The following is a 15,489-nucleotide window of genomic DNA, read 5'->3' as shown; positions in this document are numbered from 1 at the left end:
CTATATCACTCCGTGGTGGTAGTGGTCAGTTCCAGCCCAGCAACCTCAGCAGCGCCGCAGTTCCTGCCCCGGCAATGACCACCACCAGGAAAGGCGCCCGGAACGCCAGGGCCACCGCAGCCGCAGCCAGCGCACCCAGCCGCGCGTCAGCGGCCAGCGCCTGCCCGGACGCCGCGGCGTTGACCACGGTCAACGAGGCGAGCAGCCCGATGGTCATGGTGCCGGCAATACGCGAGGCACGCGGGTCCGCCAGCAGTTTGGCAGGAACGAAATACCCCACGAGTTTCCACGCGTAGGCAAGGACGCACGCGATCAGCAGCCAGATCCACAGGCTCATGGGGCGGCCGCCGGGCCTGTGGTGTCGCCGCGCTCCGCACCCGCATTCGGTGCACTCCCGCGCGCATGGCGGCCGGCGGGGTGCCCGTATGGCTCGATGTCCGGTTCCAGTCCTTCGTCACGCCGGCCGTGGCTCAGCCATCCCGCCAGCGCCGCCACCACAGCTGCCACCAGGATAGGGACCCCTGGCGGCACGAACGGCACCGCAATCACGGTGGCCACGGCGCAGGCCACCGCAATCGCAACGGGCTCCCGGCCTTTGAGCCGCGGCCAGAGCAGTCCGAGGAACGCTGCCACGGCGGCGCCATCGAGTCCCCACTGTTTGGGATCGCCCAGTCCGCTCCCGGCCAGCGCACCGACGAGCGTGAAGACGTTCCACAGCACATAAATGCCAATCCCGGCGGTCCAGAATCCGCGGCGCTGCTCGGCCGGATCCGTCCGCCCGGTGCTGGTGGCGGTGGACTCGTCGATGGTCAGCTGCGCCCCCACGTACTTGCGCCAGCCGCTGGGCCTCAGCAGCGCGTTCAACTGCATGCCGTAGATGCCGTTGCGCATGCCCAACAAGGTGGCGGCGCTCATGGCCGCGATACCCGAGCCTCCTCCGGCCACAACACCGATGAACGCGAACTGCGAGCCGCCGCTGAACAGGAGCAGGCTCAGCGCCATGGTCTGCCACAGGTTGAGGCCGGACGTGACTGACAACGCCCCGAAGGAGATTCCATACAGGCCGGTGGCGATGCTGATGGAGATTCCCACCTTCACCGCCGGCGAGCCCGTCAGTTTCACGGCCGGCGTCCCGGCGGGCACCCTGGCGAAGCCGGTTTTCGCAGGCTCCAGGCCCACAGGATCAGTGGCGCCTGCAGCGGGAGCCGCAGGGAGTGGATCTTCCGGCGGCGGCGCGAACCCTCCGGACCGTACGCCCGCACCAGGGCGTCGACGTGCCCTGCCAGGAATGCGGTGAACATCCCGGTGAGGGCGGTGGCAGTCAGCGTCCGGGTGGGCGGGAGGAGGATGCCGACGGCGGCAGCCAGTTCCAGCAGCCCGCTCACCGCGATCCATTCGTCCCGGGAAAGGAGCGCCAGCGGGTGCTGGGGCACCCTGGGCAGGCCGGGTTGCGGGTCCACTCGGCAGAGGTATTCCGGAACAACGTCACGGAAGAAACCAGGGTCCCGGAAATGCTTGCCGGCGCTGGCCAGCAGGAGGGCACCCATGGCCGCGGCGGACAAGCCTTGGAGTGGAAGGCCGTGCAACGGCAGGACGTGCAAGGGCAGGCCCTGGACAGCGGGGCCGGACCGGGGAAAAGACATGGAACCACTCAACCACAGCGGGAGCGGGCGCTCGAAACCCGGCCGGGCCCCGGCAGCGGCGGTGCCCGGCCGGGCAGAAAGAGGTGGCGGGGCGGAAAGAGGCGGCGCTGCCCGTTTCCGTCAGGCCCAGGTGAGCGTGGCGGTGCCGTAGGCCGGGGGCGGAGACAGATAGTCCAGGGGCCGCCCGCCGGAAATCAGCGGCGGCCCAACGTAGCGGAGCACGCCGTAGGGGCTGTCCATGGTGCGGTACTCCGGTGCTGCCAGCTCCCCTCGGCCTGCCTCGGTGTCCGGCAACGCAAACAGCTCCTCCGCCGTCCGGGCCAGTGACAGGTGCGCGGCGGCGCCCGCCCCCGCCTGCCTGCGGCTGTCCAGCAGGTGGATCACTGCCGCCGCCACGCCGTACCCTGTGGCGTGGTCCAGCGCCTGGACCGGAAGGGCACCCGGGCGCCACCCGTCGTCGTCGTTCTTCCCGTACGCGTGGGCAATCCCGCAGGCGGCCTGGACAATGCTGTCGAAGCCGCGCAGGCCGCTCCAGGGCCCGGTCGTGCCCCAGCTGTTGAGGGTAACCACCACCAGGTCCGGGTGTGCCGCCAGCAGTTCACGGGGGTTGAGCCCAAAACGGTCCAGGGCGGCGTGCCGGTAGCCGGTAACCACTACATCCGCACCGGCCAGGAGCTGCCACAGGCTGTGCTGGTTCGCCGGGAGGCCAAGATCGGCTTCCGCGCTGCGCTTGCCGAACGCCGTGTCCACGAACTGGTCCGCGATCTCAGGGAAAGCCGGCGGGTCGAGCCGGAGGACATCCGCTCCGAGCGCGGCCAGCAAGCGGGTGGCGACGGGCCCTGCGATGACCCGGGTCAGGTCCAGGACGCGGACGCCATCCAGGGGCGGGCCCACAATGTGCCCGCGACCCGGCGTTGTTGCCGCGAAGTCACCCAGGCCCAGGCCCAGGCCCGCCGTCCGCCCATCGGCAAACTCCACCGCGGCCCAGGGTCCCTTGCCGGCGGCCCGGCCCATCTCCGTCGCCAGCCATTCGCTGCGGGTCCTGACGGCCGCCGCGATCCCGCCGTTGCCTTGGATGGCAGCTTCGGCCTGCAGGGACGGCATGCCGCGGAGTGCCTGCTCCACGGCATCGGCGGAGGACGCCCCCAGCGCCTGCAGCAGCCGCTGCTCATGGTGCGGGTAGTTGGCGTGCAGCCGGATCCAGCCGTCCGCGGTGCGCCGGAAGCCGGAAAGCGGCGCGAAGCCCTGCGGCTGGCGCCCGTCGATCCGCAAGTGTCCGAAGGAGTCGAAGGCTGCCGCCGTCATGGCAGCGGTGGTGCTGAACCGGCCCGCGTCACCCGTGTACCGGTTCAGCGCGTCCGCCGCTGCCCCCACCGAGTGCAGGGCCAGGCCCTCCACGTCCAGCGGACCGGCCCACCACCTGCGCGGGAAGGATCCGTCGACGCCGCCCTCCGCCACGGCCGTCCTACTTCGCCTGCGGTGACGCCACGCGGAGCTGGCCCAGGACCCGGGCCGGCACATTGGTGGTGATCTCCTGGATGCCCAGGTCCTGGCACAGGTCAACATCCTCGGGAGCATCGACCGTCCAGACCCTGAAGCGCCGGCCGGAGTCCAGCCAGCGGCGGACGGTGTCCCGGCGTTCGCGGACGTAGTCGATGCCCGGACCCGCCATGCCCACCAGGCAGTCGTCCAGGATTTGTTCGCCCTCGAGTTGGGTGGCCTTCATCAGGTTGGCGATCGCTCCGCCGGTAATGGGACCCACGCCCAGTCCGCCGCGTATCTCGTGGACGGTGAGATCGTCCACGAGCTGGCAAATGTACCGGGGCGGGACGGATTCCAGGAGGTGGCGGACGGAATCGGAGCTGAAACTCATGAAGGTCACGGCCACGTTGTCCAGCGTGGAGCTTTCCGGATCCCAGCCTTCGCTGCGGAGCACTTCCAGTACCCGGTCCTCCAGCTTGAGCTGGTAAGGGCTTGGATGCTTGAGCTCGATGGCCAGGCCCACGGGCCGCCCCGCGCCGCGAAGGATGTCCAGGAGCTCCGGAAGGGTCAGGAACTGCTCGGAACGGGCGCCGTAGGCCTCGGGAATCCGCGCCCCCTTCCAGGACGAAAAGTCCAGCTGCCGCAGTTCGTGCAGGGTCCGGTCCGCCACCGGCCCCGTGCCGTCAGAGGTCCGGTCCAGGTTGGCGTCGTGGAGCAGTACCACGTGCTGGTCCCGGGTCAGGTGGACATCGCACTCCACCCCGTCGGCCCCGTCAGCCAGGGCCTGCAGGTAGGCGGCGCGGGTATGTTCAGCGTAGGTGCCGCTGGAGCCCCGGTGGGCGTAGACCAACGGCCGTTGCGGCACAGACTCGTCAGTTGTCATGCTCACACGGTAGCGGACCGGCTTCCGCCTTCGGGGCTAGGCTTGGCACATGCAGGTGAACTCTGAGGCAACTACCGGGCACGCCGCGCAGGATGCACCAGCGGAGGCGACGCGGCAGGTGCCTCAGGGCACCCGGGTGGCGGGCGCCGTCGTCGACCGTGATCCCGGGGCCGGTGACGCCGAAAAAGCGGCAGCGCTGCGGAAGATGAAGCTGCTGGCGCTGAGCCTGCTCATTGCCATGGCCGTGATTTTCGTCTTCGCGTTTGCCCTCCAGAAGGACTACCCGTGGCTGCAGTACGTGCGCGCGGCGGCCGAGGGCGGCATGGTGGGCGCACTCGCCGACTGGTTCGCCGTCACGGCCCTGTTCAAGTACCCCATGGGCATCAAGATTCCGCACACCGCGATCATTCCCCGCCGGAAAGACCAGATCGGCGCCTCCCTGGGCGAGTTCGTCGAGACGAATTTCCTGTCCGAACAGGTGGTCCAGGACAAGCTGGCCAGCGTCAACATCGCCGGCCGTGCCGGCCAGTGGCTGGCCGCGCCGGGCGGTGCGGAGCGGGTGGCCAAGGAAGGCGCCGCCGTGATCCGCGGCGCCTTCAAGGTTTTGAATGACGACGACGTCCAGGCCGTCATCGAGGGCATGGTGCGAAAGCATCTGCTCACCCCGCCGTGGGGACCTCCCCTGGGCAGGCTCGCCGAGCGGATCTTCCATGACGGGCACCACCACACACTGGTGGACCTGATGGTGGACCGCGCCGCGGACTGGGTGGACGACAACCACGAGACGGTCAGCCGCCTGGTGTCCGACCGCTCCCCCACCTGGGTGCCGCAGTTCGTGGACGGGCTGGTGGGCGACAAGGTGTATGTCGAGATCCTGAAGTTCGTCCGGGCCGTCCAGGCCGACCCCAACCACCAGGTGCGGCAGTCGATCGACAAGTACCTGAACGACCTCGCGCAGGACCTTCAGCACGACCCGGCCATGATCGCCCGAGCCGAGGACATCAAGGCCCAGGTCCTGGGTGATCCCGAGGTGCGCGAACTCGCGTCCCGGACGTGGGGCACCGTCAAGAATGCCCTCCTCGGTGCCGTGGACGATCCCGACAGCGAACTCACCATCAAGTTCAAGGCAGCCGTGCGGGACTTCGGGACCAGGCTGGTGGGCGACCCCGAACTGGCGGGGAAGGTCAACGCCTGGATCGGGGACGCCGCGGCCTACCTGGTGAAGACCTACCGCTCGGACATCGCCGGCGTCATCACGGACACGGTGGCCCGTTGGGATGCCGAGGAGACCTCGCAGAAGATCGAACTGCAGGTGGGCAAGGACCTGCAGTTCATCCGCATCAACGGCACGGTGGTGGGGTCCTTGGCGGGGCTGGCGATCTTCACGGTGGCGCAACTCATCTTCGGGTAATTTTCCGCCGCCGCAGGTCCCGGGCGGCATTGGCGCGTACGACGGCGGCACGGGGCTGGCACGTTCACGGCACCTTGATTGCTCCAGACGTTGGGGCACCGGCAGCTGCCAGGGAAGGACTGGGCGGCAGACCTTAATGTCAGTGCCTCGTTGGATGATTTGTTTATGGGAATCGGTTCTGATTTGGCGGTGGTGATGGAGGGTGTTTCTGCCTCTGTTGCTGCGCTCAGCGGGCTGGTTCTGGCGGACGGTTACCTGACTTCTGACCTTCATGCCGGCGCGGATGTTGATGTGTTGCAGCGGCGGTATGGGCTGTATCTGGAACGGCTGGAGCTTGTGGCCAGGTTGGAAGCGCAGCTGGCGGCGGTGAAAGCCCAAGACGTGGCGGATGCCATTGACATCCAGCATGCTCTGCTTCCGCCGGACGCGCCGGTGGAGGAGCGCACCTACGCGGAGATGTCCGCGGTGGAGGAGATCGCCGGGATCCTCACCATCAGCTCCCCCGCCGCCGGGGCGCTGGTGGAGCAGTCCCGGCGGGTCTGTTCACTGCCACCGGTGTTCGAAACCCTGTCTGCGGGTGGGGTGTCGTGGCAGCACGCCCGGATCGTCGCCGACGAAACCGAAGGACTCACCCCCGACTCTGCCGCCGGCCTGGTGGCGCATTTCTTCGACCCCGACGCGCCCCACCCGGCCCGGGGCGCCGCGCCCGGTGAGCTTGTCCCGTCCCGGTTCCGGGCGAAGGTCCGGGCCTGGCGGGAACGCCACCACCCTGAGTCCTTGGAGAAACGGCATGTGAAGGGGGTGGCGGACCGGCGGATGGATTACGCCCCGGACCGCGACGGGATGGCCTGGCTCTCGCTCTACCTTCCCGGGGACACCGCGTGCGCGATCTGGAACCGGAGCACCGCTACCGCCCGCCGCCTCCAACGCCCCGATGAGCCCCGCACCCTCACTCAGCTCCGCGCCGACGTCGCCGCGTCCCTCCTCCTTGGCGCTGGGCTGCAGCCCACCACCTCCTCCGCGGCCGCGGACGCTGACACCGAACCCGCCGCCGCGGCTGAGGGTGCCGGTAATGACGCAGGTCCGGGATGTGCTTCCACTGACATTGGCAAGGTCCCCGCACCCCGGGCCGATGTCCTGGTCACGGTCCCGGTGTTCTCGCTGCTCGGCCTCACCGAGGAACCCGCGCTGCTGGACGGATTCGGGCCGATCCCGGCATCCATGGCACGGAGGCTCGTCGCCGGCGGGGCGGAAACGTTCTACCGGGTCCTGGTCGACCCGCGCGACGGGGCACCCCTGGAAATCGGCCGCACCCGCTACCGGCTCCCCGAAACCATCAAACAATGGATCCGGCTGCGGGACCGCACATGCACCTTCCCCGGCTGCACCAACCACACCCCCGACAACGACACCGACCACCTCACCCCCTGGCACCACGGCGGCACCACCGACGCCCGGAACCTGGCCCAACTCTGCCCCCGACACCACCGCCTCAAACACGCCCGGCCCTGGACCCCCGACCCGGCCACACGGAATGAACCACCCGGCTGGACCTCACCCACCGGCCGCCACTACCAACCCGAACACCCAGACCCCCAACCAACCCACTGGCCACCAGGAACTCTGCCGGCGCGAATTCATGCCATGCCCGTCCAATTCCAGGGTGAACCGGCAGGCATTGAAGACATCCCGCCATGGGAACCAGACGACGCCAACCTCATAGACCTCAACGACCTGTCACCGGAAGACCCTCTGTGGGCAGAGTTCTTCGAAACGCCGTTCGCCCTGTCGGAGTGACGCCGGTCAGCTGAAGTGACACTGGGGCGACCCCGGTTCAGCGGATGCGACGCTGGGGGGACCTCTGTTCGGTCAGAGTGACGCCGGTCAGCTGAAGCGGCACTGGTGCCGCTTCAGGTCAGCTGCGGTGCCGCTGGCGCAGCAGAGCCGTCATGCCCTACGGCTGCAGGCTCCTAGGCGAATGACTCCAGCCCGACGCCTGCTGCCTCAAGTCCTGCCCTGATCCGGACCGCCATCTCCACGGCTTCAGGTGTCCCACCGTGAATGCACAGGGAGTCCGGCCGGACCGCAATGACAGTTCCGTCCGCGGCCGCCACTTCGCCTCGCGTGGCCAGGCGGACGGCCCGTTCCACAACCGCATCGACGTCGTACAGGACGGCATTGTCCTCGGAGAGCGGCACCAGGCTGCCATCGGCGCGGTAGGCACGGTCGGCGAAGGCCTCGACGAACACCGGGTGCCCCGCTTCCTTGGCCTGCTTCAGTAGCTCCGAGCCGGGGAGGCCCAGAAGGGGCAGGCCGGGATCGTAGGCGTTGATGGCCGCCACCACGGCGGAGGCCTGCTCGGCGTCGCGGACAGTGGTGTCGTACAGCGCTCCATGCGCCTTCACGTAGTCAACGGAGGCACCCACCGCATGCGCTACGCCGTCGAGCGCCCCCAGCTGGTACAGCACGTCACCGAAGAGCTCATCAAAACTCATGTCCAGCGAGCGGCGGCCGTAGCCTGCCAGATCGCGGTAGCCGAGGTGGGCCCCGACGGTGACATCCAGTTCGTAGGCGGCCCTGCAGCTGTCCAACATGGTGATGGGGTCACCGGCATGAAGGCCGCACGCCACGTTTACGCTGGTGGCCAGCTGGTACATGGCCGGATCGCCTCCTGCGGTCCAGGAGCCGAATGATTGCCCTACGTCAGCGTTGAGATCCAAGTGTGTTGCCTTCCAGCGTCAGGTTGTCCGGCGCGGCAGCGGCGGTCAGCTCGCCGGGAATGGTGTCCGGCATCGGCCCAAAAGCCTCGCGGGCGTTCCTGGCCACTGCGCGGCCCATCATGAGGTTACCGGCTCCACCCACAACAGCGCCTATCCCGAAGGGCAGGGCGCGGCCAAACAATGCCGTGCCCTGCCGCTTCAGGAGGTTCTTCAGGAAGGCCGATTGGATCCGCTTGCGGACGCTCCCGAATCCCGGCACCACCATCGACTTGGACAGGACGCTCCCCCAGGCATTGCCGGCGCTGTTGCCGGCTGCCTGTCCGCTGAGGGTCCCCAGCAGTGCGGTGCCCTCTTCGCCGAGCATGATGGCCATGACCATGGTGCCGGCTTTCTCCGGGTTGGTCAGCCTGATGCCGTGCAGTTCAGCCAGCGAGGTTGCATAAAGGGCTGTGGCTTCGAGGAAGCCAACGGTGGCGGCCGCGGAAAGTCCCAGCGACGCTACGGTTCCAACGCCGGGGACGACGGCGGTGGCACCCACCAGGGCGCCTCCTCCGGCCACAGCCCGGAGGTAGTCGCGTTCTGCGATGTCCGCCAACTGCGCGGCCGTGGCCCGCGGATGCTTTTTCTGGAGCCTCCGGATGTAGCCCACCACCAAAGGCCGCTGAATCTGCACGGCCTTCAGGAGCATGTTGTGGACGCCGGGCTTGGGCTTGCCCTGGGCGTCAAACAACGCGTTATGGGCGGTTTCCTGTGCGATACGAAGTGCGGGGTTGCTGCGCCGGGCCATGGTCACCTTCATTCAAATCGACCTGCAGCGCGTGGCTGCCGTGTCATCCCATCCTAAGTGGATAAACACTAAGCATGCTTACACTTTTTGGCCCGGCTCTTCAGCGTCCGCGCGTTCGCCGCTGCGACCGGCGGCCTCGTCGGCCCGAAGCTCCGCCCGGAAGACCTCGAAGCGGGCCAGGTGCGCGGGACGGCGCCGGAGAATGGCCCACGCCACGCCAAGGATGACGAACCAGATGGGGGTCACCAGCAGGGCAGCGAGCGTATCGGGCTGGGTGGTCAGGGCCCAGAGGACAAAGGCGAAGAACGCGTACACCACCCACACGGCGGGGATGCCACCGGGCATCTTGAACTTCGAGGCCGCATGCAGGTGCGGGCGGCGGCGGCGGAAGGAGATGTAGCTGGCGAGGATGATCGACCAGACGAAGACGAAGCAGACCGCAGACACGGTGGTCACCATTTCAAAAGCCATACCCACATCCTGGCCGGCATACATGAGGACGACGCCGGACAGCAGCAGGACGCACGACAGGAACAGCGCGTTGCTGGGCACCTTCCGCGAGGAGAGCCGGCTGAAGATACCGGGCGCGTCGCCTTCCTGGGCCAGGCCGAAGACCATGCGGGACGTGGAGTAGATGCCGGAGTTCGCGGAGGACATCGCCGAAGTGAGGACCACCAGGTTGACCACTGTGGCCGCGGCGCCGAGACCGGCCAAGGAAAACATCCCGATGAAGGGGCTGTGGCCGGCGGCGAACTGGGTCCACGGGGTGACGGCCATCAGGATGACCAGCGCACCGACATAGAAGAGCAGAACGCGGACGGGGATGGCGTTGATGGCCCTGGGCAGCGTGCGCTCGGGATTCTTGGCCTCGGCGGCGGTGGTGCCCACCAGTTCGATGCCCACGAAGGCGAATACTGCAATCTGGAATCCGGCCACAAAGCCCATGAACTCATTCGGGAAGAACCCGCCGTGGCTCCACAGGTTCGTGAAGCTTGCGGTGCCCGCGTCGCTCTGGAAACCGGTGAAGATCATGAAGAGCCCCACAATGATCAGGGCCGCTATGGCGACGATCTTGATGAGGGCGAACCAGAACTCGGTCTCGCCGAAGGCCTTGACCGTTGCGAGGTTCAGCAGCAGCAGGATGCCCACCGTGGCCAGGCCCGGGATCCAAAGCGGCAGCGCCGGCCAAAGTTCCTTTGAGTACCCTGCGATGGCGACGACGTCCGCGATTCCGGTGATCACCCAGCAGAACCAGTATGTCCACCCGGTGAAGAAGCCTGCCCACGGACCCAGGAGGTCGGCGGCGAAATCACTGAAGGACTTGTAGTTCAGGTTGCTCAGCAGCAGCTCGCCCATGGCCCGCATGACGAAGAAAAGCATGAAGCCGATGATCATGTACACGAAGATCACGGAGGGTCCGGCGGCGGAGATGGTCTTCCCGGAACCCATGAACAGGCCTGTGCCGATCGCGCCACCAATGGCGATGAGCTGGATATGCCGGTTGGTGAGTTGCCGTTCCAGGTGGGGAGGCTCGCTGCGGGCTGCCGTGGCGGCGCCCTGGCCGCGGGCTGGTTCGCTGTTGGACGTGGGGGGATGAATCGCCATGAGGAACTCCATCGATAAAGCGGCTTTTGGGGGCCGCAAAGATTTGGTTCCTCCCCGCTCTGTAGTGGACCTGAGAGTTTCCGCAGCCAAAGCCGCTTGCACCGTCGGTGAGCCAAGGTCATGCCTGGCTGCTTTCCAGAGTTGCCTGTCCGCGGCGGTACGTGGGCCTGAGAGTTTCCTGGGGAGGGTTTGCTCCTACGGCGCCTGCTGGGTGTACCCGGCAGGACTCTCCCGCCGCAGGTCGAAGGCGTATTCAGTTGGAGGTCGGCGGCTTTTTGGGCCGCCGCCGGGCATGCAACGGGACGGGCGCCGACTGGTGGGCTGCTCCGGATACGCTGAGCCAGCCACCGGCGGCGCCAATCCCGGGTTCAGTGTGGTGTCCGTCACGATCGAATGTCAAACCCCTCACGACACAAGCGGGGAACGGAGGAGTCACGCGCCCACTCACGCTCCTCACCTAAACCAGCCGATTTGCCACGGACGGGTTCATCCCGGTACCTTGTGAGCCGAATCACCCACATTTGAATAAGCCTTTCGAGCTGTGACGGGAGAGTCCTCCCGGCGAAACACCGGGCAGGCGCCGTAGGAGCAAATCCTCCCCAGGAATCTCTCAGGCCCACGTACCGTCACGGCGAGGCGACTCTGGAAAGCAATCGGGCTTCTGCCTGGTTCACCGACGGTGCAAGCGGCCCCTGCCACCAGCAGGCAACGCGGAATCTCTCAGGTCCAATACAGAGCGGGGAGGAACCCATCCCACGCCGTGCCAACCTGGCCGGCCAGACCTGGAGTTCCTCATGACGATTCAGTCGCTTCCAACATCCTTCGTGGACCGCCATATCGGCGCGCGCCGCCAGGCCGACGTCGATACCATGCTCAAGGCCGTGGGCTACGACAGCGTGGACGGCCTGGTTGACGTTGCCGTCCCCGCGTCCATCCGGCAGGAAACTGCGCTCAAGCTGACCGACGCCCTCAGCGAGGTGGAGGTCCTGGCCGAGCTGCGCAGGATCGCCGGCCGGAACAAGACCGCCGTCCAGATGATCGGGCAGGGCTACTACGACACCGTGACCCCGCCGGTGATCCGCCGCAACATCCTGGAATCCCCGGCCTGGTACACCGCCTACACCCCGTACCAGCCGGAAATCTCGCAGGGCCGGCTGGAGGCGCTGCTGAACTTCCAGACCATGGTGCAGGACCTCACTGCACTCCCCATGGCCAACGCCTCGTTGCTGGACGAGGCCACCGCCGTGGCGGAGGCCGTGCTGTTGATGCGCCGCGCCAACAAGTCCGCGGCGGCCAAGGACGGCAGGACCGTCCTGGACATCGACGTGCTCCCGCAGACCATCGCCATTGTCAAGGGCCGCGCCGAGGCGCTCGGCTTCGAGGTGGAGGTCGCGGACCTGTCCAAGGGCCTTCCGGAGGGTGCCATCAATGGCGTCGTGCTGCAGCAGCCCGGTGCCTCCGGCCGCGTGTGGGACCAGTCCGCCGTGATCGCCGCAGCGAAGGAGCGCGGGGCTCTTGTTACCGTGGCCGCCGATTTGCTGGCGCTGACCCTGATCACCCCTCCGGGCGAGCAGGGCGCGGACATCGCCGTCGGCTCGGCCCAGCGTTTTGGCGTGCCGTTGTTCTTCGGCGGCCCGCACGCCGCCTACATGGCTGTCCGCAAGGGCCTGGAACGTTCCCTGCCCGGCCGCCTGGTTGGGGTGTCAAAGGACGACGCCGGTGTTCCCGCCTACCGCTTGGCGCTGCAGACCCGGGAGCAGCACATCCGCCGCGAGAAGGCCACGTCCAACATCTGCACGGCCCAGGCGCTGCTGGCCATCGTGTCCTCGTTCTACGCCGTCTACCACGGCCCCGACGGCCTGAAGGCGATCGCCGAGACCGTCCACCACAAGGCCAGGATCCTGGCCACCGCCCTCACGGCCCTGGGCCGCGAACTGGTCAGCGATTCCTTCTTCGACACCCTGACGGTGCGCGTTCCGGGCAAGGCTGCCAAGGTGGTCACCGCTGCCGAGGCGCGCGGCATCAACCTGCGCTTCGTTGACCAGGACACCGTGGGCGTTTCCGTTGATGAGACGACGACGGCGGCAACACTTTCCGCCGTCGCCGTCGCCTTTGGCGCAGGCCCGGTGGGTGACGCCCAGGGTTTCGAACTGCCCGACGCCGTCGTGCGTTCCTCGGCCTATCTGCAGCATCCGGTGTTCAACACGCACCGGTCTGAAACCCAGCTGCTGCGTTACATCCGCAAGCTCTCTGACCGGGACCTGGCCCTGGACCGGACCATGATCCCGCTGGGTTCCTGCACCATGAAGCTGAACGCGACGGCCGAGATGGAAGCTATTTCCTGGCCGGAGTTCGCCTCGATCCACCCGTTCGCCCCGGATTCCCAGACGGAGGGCTGGCGCGAACTGATCACCGGGCTTGAGGCTGACCTGGCCGAGATCACCGGGTATGACCAGGTGTCCATCCAGCCCAACGCCGGCTCCCAGGGCGAACTCGCCGGGCTGCTGGCGATCCGCGGCTACCACCACTCCCGGGGCGATCAGCAGCGCACCGTCTGCCTGATCCCGGCCTCGGCGCACGGCACCAACGCCGCCTCCGCGGTCCTGGCCGGGATGAAGGTCGTCGTCGTGGCCACCGCCCCGGACGGGACGATCGACCATGAGGACCTGTCGGCCAAGATCGAGGCGAACAAGGATGTCCTGTCGGCCATCATGATCACCTACCCCTCCACCCACGGCGTGTTCGACGGGGATGTCCGCGAGGTCTGCGACGCTGTCCATGAGGCGGGCGGCCAGGTCTACATTGACGGGGCCAACCTGAACGCCCTGGTGGGCCTGGCCCAGCCGGGCCGGTTCGGCGGGGACGTCTCGCACCTGAACCTGCACAAGACCTTCTGCATCCCGCACGGCGGCGGGGGACCCGGCGTCGGGCCCGTTGCCGCGAAAGCCCACCTGGCACCGTTCATGCCCGGGGACGCGAACAAGGCCGCCCACGAAGAGGGCCACGGGGTGGCGATTTCGGCGTCCCGGTTCGGTTCGGCCGGGGTGCTGCCGATTTCGTGGGCGTACGTGAAGCTGATGGGCGGGCAGGGCCTGACCGAGGCCACCAAGTCCGCGCTGCTGGCCGCGAACTATGTCGCGTCCCGCCTGAACGAGTACTTCCCGGTCCTGTACACAGGTGAGGGCGGGCTGGTGGCGCACGAGTGCATCCTGGACCTGCGCGAACTCACCGCGAAGACCGGGGTCACGGCCGAGGACGTGGCCAAACGGCTGATCGACTTCGGGTTCCACGCCCCCACCCTGTCCTTCCCCGTCGCGGGCACCCTCATGGTGGAACCCACCGAGTCCGAGGACCTCGCCGAGATCGACCGCTTCATCGAGGCCATGATCACCATCCGCCAGGAAATCGACCAGGTAGCCAACGGCGACTTCGCCGTCACCGACTCACCCCTGCGCCACGCCCCCCACACGGCCGCCGCCGTCATCTCCTCCGACTGGGACCGCGCCTACCCGCGCGAGCAGGCCGCGTTCCCGGCCCACCACAAGCAGGACAAATACTTCCCGCCCGTCGGCCGGATCGACGGCGCCGCCGGCGACCGCAACCTCATCTGCTCCTGCCCGCCGCTCGAAGCGTTCGAGACTTCGACAAGCTCAATCACCGGATTGGAAGACTGATTCCCATGACCGAGAACTACACCGCTCTTTTCGAGCAGCACAAGAAGGCAGGCGCCTCGTTCACGGACTTCGGCGGCTGGCAGATGCCGCTCAAGTACAGCTCCGAACTGGCCGAGCACCACGCCGTCCGCCAGGCCGCCGGGCTGTTCGACCTCTCCCACATGGGCGAAGTCTGGGTCACCGGCCCCGACGCCGCCGCCTTCCTGGACTACGCCCTGGCCGGCAAACTGTCCGCGGTCGCCGTCGGCAAGGCCAAGTACTCGCTGATCTGCAACGAAGACGGCGGCATCATCGACGACCTCATCACCTACCGCCGGCCGTCCCCCGAAGAGGGCGTGGACAGGTACCTGGTGGTGCCCAACGCGGGCAACGCCGCAGTGGTGGCCAGGGAACTCCTGGCACGCTCCGCCGCCTTCGACGTCACTGTGGAAGACGCCTCCGCCGACACCTCGCTGATCGCCGTACAGGGACCGAACTCCGAGGACATCCTCGTGGCGCTGGTCCCGGCCGAAAAGCATGCACTGCTCACCGAACTCAAGTACTACGCCGCCGTGGAAGTGGGCATCGACGTCAACGGTACGGTCCGGGACCTGCTCGTGGCCCGGACCGGCTACACCGGCGAGGACGGGTTCGAGATCTACGTTCCCAACCTGGACGCTCCGGCCCTGTGGGAAGCGCTGCTCGCCGCCGGTGAAGGCTCCGGCCTCATCCCCGCCGGCCTCGCCGCCCGCGACTCGCTCCGCCTCGAAGCCGGGATGCCGCTCTACGGCAACGAACTCTCCCGCCACGTCAACGCTTACGCGGCCGGCCTGGGCCCCGTAGTGTCGCTGGCCAAGGAAAGCGACTTCGTCGGCAAGGGCGCCTTGGCAGCCATCAAGGCCGCCGGAGTCGGTTCAACCATCGGGCAGAAGCTGGTGGGACTCAAGGGTGCCGGACGCCGCGCCGCCCGCGCCCACTACCCCGTCCTGAAGGACGGCACCCTGGTGGGCGAAGTAACGTCCGGCCAGCCCTCCCCCACGCTCGGATACCCCATCGCCATGGCCTACCTCGAGGTCGAATTCGCTGAAGCCGGCACCGTCCTTGACATCGACCTCCGCGGCAAGCCCGAGCGCTTCGAAGTGGTGCCCCTCCCCTTCTATAAACGCCAGAAGTAGCCTCGGGAGCTGGATTCGGCCCGGCGGGTCCGCACCCGCAGGGCCCAACGCCCGCTCACTTCTTGCGGGTACCAACCCAACGCCCGCTCACTTCTTGCGGGTACCAACCCAACGCCCGCTCACTTCTTGC

The 15,489-nt window shown here is 67.7% G+C and carries 12 protein-coding genes and 3 riboswitches; of the genes, 4 read left to right on the top strand and 8 right to left on the bottom strand.

Features of this window, described 5'->3' with window-relative positions; translation table 11 throughout:
• Positions 1–25: 25 nt before the first annotated feature.
• The 5 genes from QRM95_RS07690 to QRM95_RS07670 form a co-directional block, all read right to left on the bottom strand.
• Positions 26–337 carry an AzlD domain-containing protein gene (locus QRM95_RS07690; RefSeq protein ID WP_285247216.1) on the bottom strand — a complete coding sequence of 104 codons (312 nt, stop codon included), beginning with the start codon at positions 335–337 and terminating at the stop codon, positions 26–28.
• Entirely contained in the window at positions 334–1,122 is a 789-nt protein-coding gene (locus QRM95_RS07685; RefSeq protein ID WP_285247215.1) for an AzlC family ABC transporter permease, read from the bottom strand. The genes QRM95_RS07690 and QRM95_RS07685 overlap by 4 nt, the downstream gene beginning before the upstream one ends.
• Positions 1,119–1,643, bottom strand: coding sequence for a DoxX-related protein (locus tag QRM95_RS07680; RefSeq protein WP_502934945.1), 525 nt, complete (start codon positions 1,641–1,643; stop codon positions 1,119–1,121). Before QRM95_RS07680 ends, QRM95_RS07685 begins: the two co-directional genes overlap by 4 nt.
• A 120-nt stretch (positions 1,644–1,763) precedes the next feature.
• Entirely contained in the window at positions 1,764–3,101 is a 1,338-nt protein-coding gene (locus tag QRM95_RS07675) for a CoA transferase (protein WP_285247214.1), read from the bottom strand.
• A 7-nt stretch (positions 3,102–3,108) separates the two neighbouring features.
• Positions 3,109–4,008: a glycerophosphodiester phosphodiesterase gene (locus QRM95_RS07670; RefSeq protein ID WP_285247213.1), complete on the bottom strand. Its 900-nt coding sequence runs from the start codon at positions 4,006–4,008 to the stop codon at positions 3,109–3,111.
• 49 nt (positions 4,009–4,057) lie between these two features.
• On the opposite strand from QRM95_RS07670, the gene QRM95_RS07665 reads away from it, so the two are divergent.
• Positions 4,058–5,419: a DUF445 domain-containing protein gene (locus QRM95_RS07665; RefSeq protein ID WP_285247212.1), complete on the top strand. Its 1,362-nt coding sequence runs from the start codon at positions 4,058–4,060 to the stop codon at positions 5,417–5,419.
• A 165-nt stretch (positions 5,420–5,584) separates the two neighbouring features.
• On the top strand, positions 5,585–7,216 hold the full coding sequence (locus tag QRM95_RS07660) for an HNH endonuclease signature motif containing protein (protein ID WP_285247211.1): 1,632 nt from the start codon (positions 5,585–5,587) through the stop codon (positions 7,214–7,216).
• 173 nt (positions 7,217–7,389) lie between these two features.
• Here the strand turns inward: QRM95_RS07660 and QRM95_RS07655 are convergent, their stop codons facing one another.
• From QRM95_RS07655 to cycA, 3 genes are all read right to left on the bottom strand, one after another.
• Positions 7,390–8,139 carry a LamB/YcsF family protein gene (locus tag QRM95_RS07655; protein WP_285247210.1) on the bottom strand — a complete coding sequence of 250 codons (750 nt, stop codon included), beginning with the start codon at positions 8,137–8,139 and terminating at the stop codon, positions 7,390–7,392.
• Positions 8,123–8,926, bottom strand: coding sequence for a hypothetical protein (locus QRM95_RS07650; protein WP_285247467.1), 804 nt, complete (start codon positions 8,924–8,926; stop codon positions 8,123–8,125). The genes QRM95_RS07655 and QRM95_RS07650 overlap by 17 nt, the downstream gene beginning before the upstream one ends.
• Positions 8,927–9,004: 78 nt before the next feature.
• Positions 9,005–10,531, bottom strand: a complete 1,527-nt coding sequence (gene cycA, locus QRM95_RS07645) for a D-serine/D-alanine/glycine transporter (RefSeq protein WP_285247209.1) — start codon at positions 10,529–10,531, stop codon at positions 9,005–9,007.
• 49 nt (positions 10,532–10,580) lie between these two features.
• Positions 10,581–10,676, bottom strand: a riboswitch (glycine riboswitch).
• A riboswitch (glycine riboswitch) is annotated at positions 10,677–10,775 on the bottom strand. It lies immediately after the preceding riboswitch.
• A 291-nt stretch (positions 10,776–11,066) separates the two neighbouring features.
• Positions 11,067–11,167: riboswitch (glycine riboswitch) on the top strand.
• Positions 11,168–11,325: 158 nt separating this feature from the next.
• Between cycA and gcvP the strand changes: the two genes are divergently transcribed.
• Both gcvP and gcvT read left to right on the top strand, forming a co-directional pair.
• On the top strand, positions 11,326–14,205 hold the full coding sequence (gene gcvP, locus QRM95_RS07640) for an aminomethyl-transferring glycine dehydrogenase (RefSeq protein ID WP_285247208.1): 2,880 nt from the start codon (positions 11,326–11,328) through the stop codon (positions 14,203–14,205).
• 5 nt (positions 14,206–14,210) lie between these two features.
• Positions 14,211–15,359 carry a glycine cleavage system aminomethyltransferase GcvT gene (gcvT, locus tag QRM95_RS07635; RefSeq protein WP_285247207.1) on the top strand — a complete coding sequence of 383 codons (1,149 nt, stop codon included), beginning with the start codon at positions 14,211–14,213 and terminating at the stop codon, positions 15,357–15,359.
• Positions 15,360–15,489: the final 130 nt, after the last annotated feature.

Origin of the sequence: Pseudarthrobacter sp. efr-133-R2A-89, assembly GCF_030209315.1 — a bacterium.
Classification (GTDB): domain Bacteria; phylum Actinomycetota; class Actinomycetes; order Actinomycetales; family Micrococcaceae; genus Arthrobacter.
This window is presented reverse-complemented; position numbering and strand designations above follow the sequence as displayed.

Coding starts and splice junctions, on each gene's coding strand:
- QRM95_RS07690 (WP_285247216.1), bottom strand. CDS start 337: ATGAGCCTGTGGATCTGGCTGCTGATCGCGTGCGTCCTTGCCTACGCG.
- QRM95_RS07680 (WP_502934945.1), bottom strand. CDS start 1,643: ATGTCTTTTCCCCGGTCCGGCCCCGCTGTCCAGGGCCTGCCCTTGCAC.
- QRM95_RS07670 (WP_285247213.1), bottom strand. CDS start 4,008: ATGACAACTGACGAGTCTGTGCCGCAACGGCCGTTGGTCTACGCCCAC.
- QRM95_RS07665 (WP_285247212.1), top strand. CDS start 4,058: ATGCAGGTGAACTCTGAGGCAACTACCGGGCACGCCGCGCAGGATGCA.
- QRM95_RS07660 (WP_285247211.1), top strand. CDS start 5,585: ATGGGAATCGGTTCTGATTTGGCGGTGGTGATGGAGGGTGTTTCTGCC.
- QRM95_RS07650 (WP_285247467.1), bottom strand. CDS start 8,926: ATGGCCCGGCGCAGCAACCCCGCACTTCGTATCGCACAGGAAACCGCC.
- cycA (WP_285247209.1), bottom strand. CDS start 10,531: ATGGCGATTCATCCCCCCACGTCCAACAGCGAACCAGCCCGCGGCCAG.
- gcvP (WP_285247208.1), top strand. CDS start 11,326: ATGACGATTCAGTCGCTTCCAACATCCTTCGTGGACCGCCATATCGGC.
- gcvT (WP_285247207.1), top strand. CDS start 14,211: ATGACCGAGAACTACACCGCTCTTTTCGAGCAGCACAAGAAGGCAGGC.